The sequence below is a fragment of the Ketobacter sp. genome (genome assembly GCF_003671495.1).
In the GTDB taxonomy this organism is placed as follows: Bacteria; Pseudomonadota; Gammaproteobacteria; order Pseudomonadales; family Ketobacteraceae; genus Ketobacter.
Genome location: NZ_RCHN01000001.1, coordinates 1 through 12,371, shown reverse-complemented (window position 1 = coordinate 12,371; position 12,371 = coordinate 1). Strand labels below are relative to the sequence as shown.

Genomic DNA, 12,371 nt, shown 5'->3' with positions numbered 1-12,371 from the left:
TTTCGAATATCGGAGATTGAGTGATGAGTTTCGGAGTTGGTTTTGAGGAGGGGCAGGTTAGGGTTTCTTCCTTAATGCATTGGGCGATTGCCCGGTTGCGGCACGAAAGGCGGAGGAAAAACTGTTATAGGAGCGGAAACCCAACCGGAAGGCGATTTCCTTTAGCGGCAGGTCGGTGTCCAGCAAATAGGTTTTGGCCCTGGCCACCTGAAAGGCCTTGATGTACTGGGCCACAGTGCATTTCTTTTCTTCGCGGAAGAGCTTCAGAAAGTGGCGCTCACTGAATCCACACGCCTTGGCCATATCGGCTACGCTGGGCAATTTGCCGTGGGTGCTGTTAAGGTACTCCTCGATGATGGCGAGGTGTTTGGGGGTCAGCTTGCCCCGTACGTCCGCAACCGGCTGAGTTGAATTCAGCCAGTGTGCGCATTCCACCAACATGGTTTTGCCGCAGGCATCCACCACCGCGTCGCTCATGGTTCCCGGATGCATCGCCTCCTTCATCAGGCGGAACAGCAGTGAGGTGATCAGGGAATTCTGCACGCAAAGCGCACGTGTTAACTGATCGCTGGTGAGTTCGCCCAGTGTGCCAAACAGGGTTTCCGCGTACGCCGTATCAAACGATACCATGATTGAACGAAACGAGCCCGCGCTGCCGTGGCCGGTGATTTTCCTGCCGGGCACCAGGAACAGTGTGTTGCCGATGGCCGCGGCGGTATCCTGTTCCTCTTCATAGCCGTATTGCACCGAAAACAAGGGTGAGGCAGACACCATCATGGAAAAGGCGGGCCTATCCGGAACCAGGGATATGGAGGTAGGCTCGTTCCAGCACATTTCAGTGACGGCGACACAGGTTGTCGTCGTTTCCAAAAGAATCAGCGGCTCACGCAATTGTTCCAGCAATAAGGCGTCCGTATTCTGATCGGGGTTGTCGATGTAGATGCGCGACTCAAAATCCTGGGATGAATCGTGCCATTGCACCGAAAAGTCAGGATGCTGTTTTGATTGGTTGTTCATTATGTTGATTTGTTGTGAGTGACGTTTAATTCAATCCGGATTGATACAGCAGTATATACCATTGCCGGGCAGATGAACGGGCAGATGAACGAATAGGAAGGTGCTGGCTTTCACGGTAGCGAAACATGAGCGTCTAAATAAATTTACATAATAAAAATAGGAAGTGAACGGGCGGTCACGTAGTATGGCAGCGGTCATTTTGACTTTGCACGCAGGAGGATGCTCACCCGTACAGCATATAAACGGATTTATATCGACTACACACTAATAAACATAAAAGGATTTATGTATGCCTTACTCCTTATCGCACAACGATACGGCCAGTGACCGTTTGTTGCGTCAACAAGAAATCAGCCAGTCGAAAACCACCTATCGCTACAGCCAGGCAGAGGCTGACGGCAGTCACATCCGTGCGCCACACAGTCTGCCAGATGCAGAATCCTTCGGGAATATGGTGGATACCAGCACCGGCTCTGCGATCGAGTACCAGCCCCAATTGAACAGTGCAGTGGGCAAAATGGCCGCCAACGTGCTATTTCATTCATTCTTTCTGACCCGTAACTACGCCAAGGTGCGCCATGATACCTTGGGGGACCTGTTGGCATTGGAAGACCAGTTGGCGGATGATCCCACTCTGGACAACATCAGTGCCTATTACGATGGTCTGGCGTCGGTGGTGACGTCGGCGGGCACCAGCAATGACACCAAGGAATACCTGGATCTTTATCAGAACTGGTCCCAGGCCGGCGTGCGGGGTAAAGGGTCGGAGCTGTACAGTGATACGGTGTTTGCCAACCAGGCGGTGGCGGGGCCGTGCCCCACGGTGATTCGTAAGGTGACCATCCCCATGCTGGACGCCTATCGGTCCAATGGCCTGCCGATTACTGATGACATCTTTCTGGCGGCCTCGCCCTTCACTCAGAACGGCGACACCAACCTGGAAACCATGGCGGCAGAAGACCGTCTGTACGTGCAGGATTTTTCCATGTTGTCGTCCCTGTCCAGCGGACACACGGGTGCGGGGTCGGATGAAAAGCGCTTTGTGTTTTCACCCATCGCCTTGTATGCCGTCACCGCCGACAGCAACCCGCGCTTGCTGCCCATTGCCATTCAGATGCGGCAGAATGATCGTAATCCGGATCACTGGGACCCCATCTTTGTGCCGCACATGCCCAATGCCATGGTGTATGGCGGCAACGTGAATACCTCCGATTGGAGCTGGATGGTGGCGAAAACCTGCGTCAGTTGCTCCTCGCAGATTTATCACGAGTACTTTGAGCATCTGGGGCGTGCGCATTTCCTGGTGGAATCCGCCTCCATGACCACCAATCGTTGTTTCTCCAGCAGGCATCCGGTGTACGCCATTCTCAAGCCGCATCTTGAAGGCACGCTGGCCATCAACGACTTTGGCCGCGACACCCTGGTGAATAACGGCGGCACGGTGGATCGCTATATGTCCTGCCGGATTGAGGATTTCCGTCAGTCCGCTGCCAAAGCCATCTATCAGACGGATTTGCTGGCACTGATTCCCCCGGTGGATCTGGCCAATCGCGCGGTGGATGCACTGCCCTACTATCCCTATCGCGATGATGCCGTACCGCTGTGGAACGCGATTCACAGTTATGTGGGGAATTTTCTGAGCGTGTTTTACCCCACGGCCGCGGATTTGCAGAGTGACCTGGACCGCGCCAATGGCGGTGAGCTGGGTGACTGGTGGTACGAGCTGACCACGGATCTGGATCTGGGTAGCTCCGTGGGCGTGTTGAAGGGTTTGAACCTGGGTTCACTGCAGACCTTTGATGACCTGGTGACGGTGGTGGCGTTCATCATTTATACCTCGTCGGTACACCATGCGGCGGTGAATTATCCCCAGGGGGATTACTACTCCAACGCATCGTTGTGCCCGGCCACGGTGTCACGGCCCACACCCATCCCCGGTGAGACCAACAAGGCCTATTACATGGAGTTTCTGCCGCCGGAGGCCCAGGCCACGTTCCAGATGAACCAGATGATGATCCTGGCGTCGTTCCAGTTCACCCGTTTGGGCCGGTTCGAAGCGGATGCCTTTTCTGATGCGCGGGTGGATTCCGCAATAGCGCAATTCCAAAGTGATCTGGCGGCCATCGGCACCCAGATTGAAAACCGTAATGCCGCGTTGCCCGCGGGGCTGCGATACCACTATCTGCACCCCAACAACATCCCGCAGAGCACCAATATCTGAGCATCCACTTCTCATCAAGAGGCAACATTATGTCGATTAACAGACGATTATTTTTGAAAAGCAGCTGCGGTGCCGTGGTCGCAGTGGTGGCTTCCCAATCCCTGTTCAGCCAACTGTTTTCTGAAACGGACTCGCTGGTGTCGTTGGTTCGGGATACGGTACGCAAGCGCTTTCCCAGGGAAACTCTCAATGAAGAGGGTGTGCAACAGTTTGCTGAGCTGATGGCCCGCCGTGGCTTTTCCCGCGCCGGCACCTCGGGCACGGCCTTGGCGGACATTATGGATGACGGCGTACCCACGGTGAGTTTTGATCGCTATGTGGTGCGGGAGTTTTTGTTGAACACCAATTACCTGGAGCAGCGGGCGCAGGCCGGTGGTGTATTGCAAGTGATTCCTTTCCGAGCCGCCGCGATGGCGTGATACCAACCTGTGGGCACCCGGGATTATTCATCGGGTGCCCACTCAACTCTTCGCGGATTCAATCAGAATGCGAGCAGGCGCGCAAATATCGTGCTATTCGGTTCATTCAGTTGGTTTTTTTGTTGTAGACTGACTGCATCAAAAAAACCATAACTTGCAAGCACGGTGAGGCTGCTCGATGAGAAAATTATGCGCGTTGTTTATGTTGGTCATCCTGGTGGGCTGTAATGAGCCCAAGATCCAGGAATATGAATTGGATATGTTGATATCGGCCATGCGATCGGCGGTTGAGGAGAAAGATGCAACCTTGCTGCGTGCGCAGTTCACCGACGACGCGGTCATTGAAATTGCGTTCCCTGCCCAGCTGGGTGGCAACAAGCGCTATAGCCTGGATGGATACATAAAAGATGTGGCGGCCGGCTGGCGCATGGGCATCGATCAAACCTATCGGGTGGAAGATCTGCAGATGCAGATCGCCGACGATGGACAAACGGCCGTGATCACCGACGTGGTGTATGAGGATGCGATCCACAAAGGCCAGGTGGTGATGTCCAGCAAGTCGGCGGAACGGATTGAAGTGAAGCGGGTGGACAAGGCGCTTAAAATCACCAAGATTTTCGGCGACGTGGAACTGCTCTAGCTTTCTGCCACCAGTGCAACAGCCCGGCCATGAACAGCACGCCGGGCAGCAGGCCGCCGATCAACCACAGGACACGCCCGACCAGGCCCAGGGCATCGGCGTTGTGCAACGGAAAGGCCCAGGTGAGCAGAGTGTTGCCAAGCGGCAGATTGCCGGCATCCCAGGTGCCCAGGACCTGAGCGTCGTAAGGGTTTACCCACACCACGCTCGCGCCATGGTTGCTCCAGCTTTCACTTGGTAAATTGAATCGTACCTGTAGCGGGTTGGTGGAATGTCGCGGCAGAAAAACCCGCTTCAGGGTGCCGTTGGGATAGGTCGACTGTGCGGCTTCCACCAGGCGGTCCAGGGGCAGGTGCTGGCCTTGTGAGTGTACGCTGAAGCTCGGTTTGGATACTACCGGTGTCACTGAGTTGATGGCGGCCTGCAGCGGTGAGTAGAACACCAGTGTGATCCCGGTCAGGGCGCTCACCAGCAGCAGGGGCACGCTGATGACACCAATCACTTGATGCAGCTCCCGCAGGAAACGGATGGTGGGGCGACGCCGGATGCGCAGCCCGTTACGAATCGTGGTGCGCCGTGGCCACCACAGGTACAAGCCACTCACCAGAAAAAACAACAGCACAATGCCGAGACAACCCACCAGGGTTTTGCCCGTGTTGCCGGCCAGCAATGTGTAGTGCAGGCGGTATAGCCAGCTCATGGGGTACTGGCCCCATTCCCGTTGGGTGAGCACACGGCCGGTAGCCGGGTCGACACTGACTTCCAACACACAATCCCGAGGGGGGTGGCAGTCGAAACGCACCGTATGCGGTGAGCCCGGCTGGCGCGCCAGGTCGATGCGGGTGGCCCGGGTGTCGGTGGGGGCAGCCTGCACGGCTTGATCGAGTACCTGATGCAGTGTCGCCCCGGAATGATGTGAAAGTGAACGCAGCTCGGGTGTGAGCCGCTCATCCAGAGCGTGATCAAACACCAGCAGGCTGCCGCTCAATCCGATCAGGGTGAGCAAGGCCCCCAGCAGTAGCCCGCTGTATTTATGTAGGGTGCGCAGCATTAGCCGCGCACTTTGGTGTGTTGGACTTCGGTGTGTTGGCACGTTGTTTCAGTGGATCAGTTGAAGTCTTTACTCCAGCCCAGTGTAATGGCGCGGCCGCGACCGGCAAAGTAGGTGGAGTCGTTGACGTAGGTGAGGGTTTGCGAATAGTAAGTGATGTACTCTTCGTTTAACAGGTTTTCCACGCCGACGGTCAGGTTACCCAACTGGTCATGGCGGTAGGAGACGATCAAATCCACCAGATCATAACCGTCGAAGTTGTGTTCCGGTAAGCCGCCGTCGAATTTTCGATTCAGCAGTTTGGAATACTGGATACGGGCAAACAGCGAATCGGTCAGCGGCTTTTCAGCAAACAGATTCACCCGGTTCGGGCCGATGTTGCGTCCATCCAGGTCTTTATCCAGCGATCCATCCTGATCACTGTCGTAGCGGCCTTCAAGCTTGCTGTACGCAATACCGGTCACCAGGTCAGATTCGAAGTAGTAGTTCGCGGCCAGTTCAAAGCCTTCGATTTCGGTTTTCTGCCGGGTGATCTCACCAATGCCGTTCACCACCAGAATGCGGGAACCAAAATCCGAATCCGACCAGAAATAACTGGCGGCCAGATCGAAGTTGCCGTGCCGCAGATTGAAGCCGATTTCCGTGTTGTCGGCGATCACCGGTTGCAGGTCCACCAGGTCATCCACCGATTGGCCAGGGGTGTTGACGCCGCGCAGGATGAGGCCGGCATCAGGCATATCAAAACCTTCTGAATAGGAGGCGAACACGCTGAGTCCTGGCTGCACTTCAAATACGGCACCCAGGTTCGTCAGCCAGTCGTCAAAGGTGGGCTTGCCTCCTTGCACAAAGGTGTTCCCGGCACTGGCAACGGTAGTGAAATCAGGCACATCCAGTTCCACGTTCTCGTAGCGGCCGCCGGCGGAAAGACGCAAACGATCGTCCATCAGTCGTTGCTCAACCTGCACGAAGGGGGCCCAGCCCTTGAAAATCATGTCGGGTACCCAGATGCGCCCGGTTTGCGCCAGCTCCTGATAGGTTTTGTCGCGCAGATAATCCAGGCCGGTGGCCACCTGGAATCCCTGCCAGAAGGTATTGTCCCGCACGTAGGTGAGTTTGGCGCCGTACTTTTCGGAACTCAGGGCCGATTGGTCATACAGGGTTCCATCAGGGGCGATGGATGGGTCCTGGAACGTGGCAAAGGTGCCGCCGCCGTAGAGAGCGTAAAAATCGTAGTAGAACGTCTGCAGGGTGAGTTTGCCTGCCCCCAGATCGTCGTGGGTGTAGGTTAGGGAGAGGTTCTTGGCCTCGTTGTAGGGGGCCTCACCTTCACCCGGGCCCTCGGCGGACGTGGCGGGAACACCGGCAGCCACATCACCGGGTACCACATGGTAGTCCCCGTCACCGTCCATATCGAAATAGTTAGCCATGATCTCCAGGCGCTGATGTTCGTCCAGGTCCAGGCCGCCTTTGGCAAACAGGTTCCAGGCGTGGCTGTCCATGATGTCCCCCTGGATCGGGTCCACCGCAATGGCTTCACCATTGCCGTCGTAGTACAGATCCTCCACTTGGTAGGACGCGCCAAAGACAAAATCCGTTTGCTGGAATTTCTTGCCGGTCAATGCGCTGGCTTTGTAGTGGGTGCCGTCGCTTTCGAAGTTGTCTGTGGTCAGTTCCAGGTTCACCCGGTTCAACCAATCCCCCGATTGCGGCGCGTCCACGGTAACGTAGTTGATGACGCCACCGGTGGCGCCCACCCCTTGGATCGCATTGGCACCATAGATGACTTCCACCCGCTCAATGAACGCGGGATCGATGGTGAAGGCGCTGCGCTGGCCGTTGCGCAGGGGGGTGGATTGGGAGATGCCGTCCAGCATGTAGAGCGGGGTACGACCCCGTAAGGTCACACCGTTGCTGCTCATCTTCTGATGGGGCGGGGTCAGGCTGGGCACCAGAAAGCTCAGGCTGTCCAACAGGCTGGTGCTGACCGCCAGTTGCTGATCCAGTTGCTCTTTATCGATGACCTTCACCGTATTCGGGATCGCGGTAATGGGCTTTTCAGTGCGGTCCGCGGTCACGGTCACCGGCTGTAAGGAGGTGGTGTCTGAAGCTCGCAGGTCGGCTGCGACCGTGCACAGCACAACGGAAGGCAGGATCTGGTGAAGTTTTGGCATGATGTCTGGTGGTCCCCGGGTTTGGCAATGCAGAACAGAAATGATTCAAAAAGAGGCACACCATACCGATAATGATATTCAAATGCAAATAGGAATAAGTGCTATTTGCGGAGCGTACGAACCGGCTTTTGCATTTTGGCTGTTGCGGCTGATGCTGGGTCGCTCAGCTTTGTGTGCTGGCTGTCTATTTTGTGGATCTTCCCTGCTGCGGAAGTGGGTTCGGCGTTGTCCAAACCTTGATGTTGAGTCTTGAATGTTTCATGAAAACGGGAGCTTTTTATGTCTATAAAACACGCATTGCCAGGGTTGGCGTTATTGGCCTCTGCCTGCACAGTCACCCCGATCAAAACCGTGGAGCCGGTGGCATCCACCGGGATCTGGAAAAACGGGGTCATGTTCGTTGAATCCCGGCAACCGGATTCCGTGGTGTTGGTGGGCTATTCCCAATACAGCAAAGACGGCTACGCCTTCGAGGCCGTGATCACCAACAATGGCCCGCAACCGGTGCTGTTTGAACCCGCCAATATTCAATGCCGGCAATTCAGCGACACCGATGAAATGGTACGGGAAGAGCGGGCTCTGGACCCGGAACTCAAGATCGCCCAACTGACCCGTGATCTGCAAAGTGAGGAAGAAGAGCCACTGGGCTTTGCCTTGCTCAATCTGGCGGATTCTACGGTGGATCTGTTTGATGGCCCGGACACGCCGGAACAGGCGCAGGCCAGACTGGAAGAGGAACAGTTTGAGGCAGAGCAGGAGGCCCGCATTGCCAGGCTTAAGGCCGAGCAAGAGAAATACAGGAAAGAGCTGCTGCGTAAGCATCAACTGGAACCGGGTGAAGTGATCGTGGGAAAACTGGTGTGCCCCGGCTTGAGCGCCAAAGCCAGCAAGCTTCAGTTGCAGATCCCGGTGGGGGATAGCCGCCATGAAATCGATTGGCGTACCGCGGTGAAAAGTTCATAGGTGCGAGAGGCCCGCTGTTCGCGGGCCTTTTTATGATCGTTTATTACAGAGTGCGGCACGTCATGGCTCTACCCTAACCACTCCCCCTGCTGTTGCTCAAACGGCACAAATTCCAACCCCGGATAATCTGCAGCCTGGTGGCTCAGGTAATTGGTGTTGAGAATAAATTCCCGCATGATGTAGCGTTCAAAGCTGATGGTGGGTTCGTTGGTGTCAAAAATTTCCTGCAGGGAAAAGCTGGACGTACCGGTGCGAATCACATCCTTGTGTACGATCATATTGGCAAACTGCTGCAGTGCGTTGCCGCTGAAATCAAACGCTGGAAAACGTTTGCGGATGGTGTTCATCACCAGCGTGGTGCTGGAGCCCGGGTTGTCGAAAAAGTGGGAAAAAACCAGGGGTGACGCGGCTATGGCAACCACGGCGCCACAACTGCTCTGCAGAAAAAAACGTCGGTTCACTGACATGGTGGCCTCCTAAATTCTCAAGCCTAGATATTGGTGCTTTGCGGAACCAGGTCCGGGTGCAGGTAATGGTACTGCTGATCCGGGGGCAGATGACCATTGCGTTCTTCGATGCTAATCCGGATTGCTTCCAGTGCCTGCTGAAAATGCTGGATGGCCGGTTGCACGCGGGGATCGTCGAAGGCGTCGTCTGCGAAGCGGCCCAGCTTGGTGAAGTGAATGGAGGCCAGCACCATCATCACATTCATCTGCATCATGGCCTGGTGTTTGGGCGGCAAAAACTCCATGAAGTAACCTTTATTGGTGTTGCCGGGTACCGGTGTGGGCCGTGATACGGTGGCGGGGCAGATGGTGGCGTTGGAGTAATAATGCCCCTGAGGAAAATTCACTGCAGCGTGATGAACGGAGGCGCTGTAAATGATGTAGGCAATGATATTGGTCAGGTCATCCAGGCTGTTCAGTGTGCCGAAATTCAGGCCTTTGATGCTGCCGGGGCTGGTGCCGATATCCAGGTCACCGGTGAGTTCGCGCCACCATTCCCCCAGCTCGCCACCGTTGTCCGTGTCCAGATCCTGGATCAGGTCGGCGTCGGATGCATAGAACACAGACAAGTACTCTTGCACGTATTGGTGGATGGCATCCCAATACAACACCACGTCATCACGATACGGATAATAGGGCAGGTCGGCCACATCGCGGTTGGCCAGATCCACTCGAGGCATGCGCGACAGCAAATCCGTTTCATAAATGGATTTGGCGGCGGCCTGCCGGAAGGCTTCAATATCGCTGGACATGTACTGATCCAGGTTGCCCAGATTGATCACCAGTACCTGACGGGCAAAATTATTAATGGCCAGGGTGCCCAGCAAATGGGGCGCCAGCAGAGCGTGCACCGGATGCTGTTGGGGCAGGCAGCGCTGGGTGACCATGCTGACGGTTTCCATCAGGTAGTGGGCCAGCCCCAGGTGCTCAAAATGTTCATGGTAAATCTGGCTGGAACAGCCGACAGCGGCTTTCGCCACTTCCCAGCTCCAGTCGGCACTGGATTCGTCTGCACCCGGCGCCATGGCGTTGGGCATGTGGGGTACAAAAATCGGGTCCCAGTGCTCGGGGTTGCGATCGTTCTGCCGCATCTGGATGGCAATGGGCAGCAGGCGCGGGTTGTCATCGGCGGTGACCGCATACAGGCTGATGGGGGCAAACACAAAACGCTTCTCGAAGGAAAACGCGCCGGGGTTGGCACCGGGAATGTGGGCGATCATGGAGAAGTCCTGCACATACAGGCGGTGCTCCAGGGCCATGGTGTCCAGGCTGGTATCGCCCATGAGGGTGAAGGGGGAGTTATCCAGAAAGATGTCATCGGTGACCGGAAAGCCGTGGTTGCGATATTCGTTCAGCAGGTTCAGGTCCACCCGTTTGATGACGTTGGGGCAGGGGCCGGCCACCGCCTGCCGGGCAAAAAATGCGTCGCTGAACAATTCATCGCCCTGGCCCCGTACGTCCTGGTTGGACCAGTTCTGATACAGGTCCAGGTATTCGCTAATCTCGCGGGTGGCGCCGGACTCGGATACCACGGAACTCAGCTGTGCGTAGTATGCGCTGATGTTTTCCATGGTGGGGTCGTCCGCCAGCTGGTCCTCCAATGCCCAGAGATCCCCCAGGGTATCCCGACGTACCTTGGCCACACGGGTTAACAGAAACGAATTGTAGAAGATGTTGGCCGCGAGCTTGGCAACCCGGTTGAGCAGTTTGGGTTGGTACTGGCTGGGCGGGGTCAGGGACCTGTCTTCGATTCGGGAAAAGGCTTCACCGAGGGGAAGTGCGCGGGGCGCCCGGATGTGCTGGGTTTCTCCGATGCGGGTGTGGTATTGGTAAATCTGTTTGGATTCGGTTAATTGTGCCTGACGATCGGCGCGCTCCAGGGCGGATGCCTGGTGGGGTAACGAATAGGGCATCATTCAACTCCATGACTGCATGAATGTACAAAATCCATATCGGTTGCAGAGCCATGGTAGTAACGGAGTGACTAAGGGGTCAATGGCAAAAAGGTTTCAGTGAAGGGTCTTCGCGATCAAGAAAGGCCACTTTGCCCGGGTTGGGTCAAAGTGGCCTTGGGGTGTAGCAGCGCTATTCAGCCCGTTGAAGCTTAATACAGCACGCGGCAGCGTATGGTGCCTTCCACTTCTTTCAGTTTCTCCAGTGCCAGTTCGCTATGGGCTTTGTCGATATCTATTACCACGTAGCCGATCTTGTTGTTGGTTTGCAGATACTGGCCGCAGATGTTGATGTTGTTGTCGGAGAACAGGCGGTTGATGTTGGACAACACACCGGGCACGTTGTGGTGAATGTGCAGAATGCGGTGCACGTTATCGTGAATCGGCAGCGCCACTTCGGGGAAGTTTACCGCCGAAATGGTGGAGCCGTTGTCGCTGTACTTGATGAACTTTTCCGATACTTCGCCACCGATGTTCACCTGCGCTTCCAGGGTGCTGCCGCCGATGTGCGGGGTCAGGATGACGTTGTCGAATTCGCGCAGGGGTGACACAAATTCTTCATCGTTGCCGCGGGGTTCCACCGGGAACACGTCGATGGCGGCGCCCAGGATTTTTTTGTCACGCAGGGTTTGTGCCAGGGCATCAATGTCCACGACGGTGCCGCGGGAGGCATTGATCAGGATGCTGGTGGGCTTCATTTTGGCCAGTTGGTCTTTGCCGAACATGTATTTGGTGGCGGCGGTTTCCGGCACGTGCAGGCTGACGATGTCCGCCTGTTCCAGCAGTTCGTCCATGGTGTTTACCTGGGATGCGTTGCCCAGGGGCAGCTTGGTGACCACGTCGTAGAATTTCACTTTCATGCCCAGGTTTTCCGCGATGACGCTCAGCTGGGAGCCGATGTTGCCGTAACCGATGATGCCCAGGGTCTTGCCGCGGATTTCAAAGCTATTGGTGGCGGTCTTCTGCCAGCCGCCCCGGTGGCACACGGCGTTCTTTTCCGGAATGCCGCGCAGCAGCAGGATGGCTTCCGCCAGCACCAGTTCGGCCACCGAGCGGGTGTTGGAGAAGGGCGCGTTGAACACCGGAATACCGCGGGCCAGGGCGGCACTCAGATCCACCTGGTTGGTGCCGATGCAGAAGCAGCCCACCGCAATCAGCTTTTGCGCCGCTTCGAAGATCTCTTCGGTGAGCTGGGTGCGGGAACGGATGCCGACAAAGTGAGCGTCAGCAATCTTCTCTTTCAGCTGGTCTTCCGGCAGGGAGGTTTTCAGGTATTCGATGTTGCTGTACCCGGCCCGCTCGAAGTTCTCAACGGCTGATTGGTGGACGCCTTCCAACAACAGAATGCGGATTTTGCTTTTATCCAGAGAAGTCGTGCTCATGCTGTTTACTCGTATCAAATGGGGGTAGCTTTGAGGGCGGCTATGGTAT

10 protein-coding genes are annotated in these 12,371 nt (G+C 56.1%); 4 read left to right on the top strand and 6 right to left on the bottom strand.

Going from position 1 to position 12,371, the window contains the following annotated elements; translation table 11 throughout:
- Positions 1–57 precede the first annotated feature (57 nt).
- Entirely contained in the window at positions 58–1,017 is a 960-nt protein-coding gene (locus D9N14_RS00050; protein WP_290575500.1) for a helix-turn-helix domain-containing protein, read from the bottom strand.
- Positions 1,018–1,306: 289 nt separating this feature from the next.
- Between D9N14_RS00050 and D9N14_RS00045 the strand changes: the two genes are divergently transcribed.
- The 3 genes from D9N14_RS00045 to D9N14_RS00035 all read left to right on the top strand — a co-directional run bounded on the left by D9N14_RS00045 (position 1,307) and on the right by D9N14_RS00035 (position 4,297).
- Positions 1,307–3,238, top strand: a complete 1,932-nt coding sequence (locus tag D9N14_RS00045) for a lipoxygenase family protein (RefSeq protein ID WP_290575498.1) — start codon at positions 1,307–1,309, stop codon at positions 3,236–3,238.
- Positions 3,239–3,267: 29 nt separating this feature from the next.
- Positions 3,268–3,657 carry a hypothetical protein gene (locus tag D9N14_RS00040; protein ID WP_290575496.1) on the top strand — a complete coding sequence of 130 codons (390 nt, stop codon included), beginning with the start codon at positions 3,268–3,270 and terminating at the stop codon, positions 3,655–3,657.
- A 178-nt stretch (positions 3,658–3,835) separates the two neighbouring features.
- Positions 3,836–4,297 (top strand): hypothetical protein, encoded by a 462-nt coding sequence (locus tag D9N14_RS00035; protein ID WP_290575494.1) that lies wholly within the window; start codon positions 3,836–3,838, stop codon positions 4,295–4,297.
- Here D9N14_RS00035 and D9N14_RS00030 read toward each other — a convergent pair.
- Together D9N14_RS00030 and D9N14_RS00025 are read right to left on the bottom strand one after the other, a co-directional pair.
- A complete protein-coding gene (locus D9N14_RS00030; protein WP_290575492.1) occupies positions 4,263–5,348 on the bottom strand; it encodes a PepSY-associated TM helix domain-containing protein in 1,086 nt (361 codons plus the stop codon). The two genes, D9N14_RS00035 and D9N14_RS00030, sit on opposite strands and share 35 nt — an antisense overlap.
- A 56-nt stretch (positions 5,349–5,404) precedes the next feature.
- Positions 5,405–7,519: a TonB-dependent receptor gene (locus tag D9N14_RS00025; protein ID WP_290575490.1), complete on the bottom strand. Its 2,115-nt coding sequence runs from the start codon at positions 7,517–7,519 to the stop codon at positions 5,405–5,407.
- 279 nt (positions 7,520–7,798) lie between these two features.
- Between D9N14_RS00025 and D9N14_RS00020 the strand changes: the two genes are divergently transcribed.
- Positions 7,799–8,482 carry a hypothetical protein gene (locus D9N14_RS00020; RefSeq protein WP_290575488.1) on the top strand — a complete coding sequence of 228 codons (684 nt, stop codon included), beginning with the start codon at positions 7,799–7,801 and terminating at the stop codon, positions 8,480–8,482.
- A 68-nt stretch (positions 8,483–8,550) separates the two neighbouring features.
- Here the strand turns inward: D9N14_RS00020 and D9N14_RS00015 are convergent, their stop codons facing one another.
- From D9N14_RS00015 to serA, 3 genes are all read right to left on the bottom strand, one after another.
- A complete protein-coding gene (locus tag D9N14_RS00015; protein WP_290575486.1) occupies positions 8,551–8,949 on the bottom strand; it encodes a hypothetical protein in 399 nt (132 codons plus the stop codon).
- Between the two features lie 23 nt (positions 8,950–8,972).
- On the bottom strand, positions 8,973–10,901 hold the full coding sequence (locus D9N14_RS00010) for a lipoxygenase family protein (RefSeq protein ID WP_290575484.1): 1,929 nt from the start codon (positions 10,899–10,901) through the stop codon (positions 8,973–8,975).
- A gap of 191 nt (positions 10,902–11,092) precedes the next feature.
- Positions 11,093–12,322 carry a phosphoglycerate dehydrogenase gene (gene serA, locus D9N14_RS00005; RefSeq protein WP_290575482.1) on the bottom strand — a complete coding sequence of 410 codons (1,230 nt, stop codon included), beginning with the start codon at positions 12,320–12,322 and terminating at the stop codon, positions 11,093–11,095.
- Positions 12,323–12,371 lie beyond the last annotated feature (49 nt).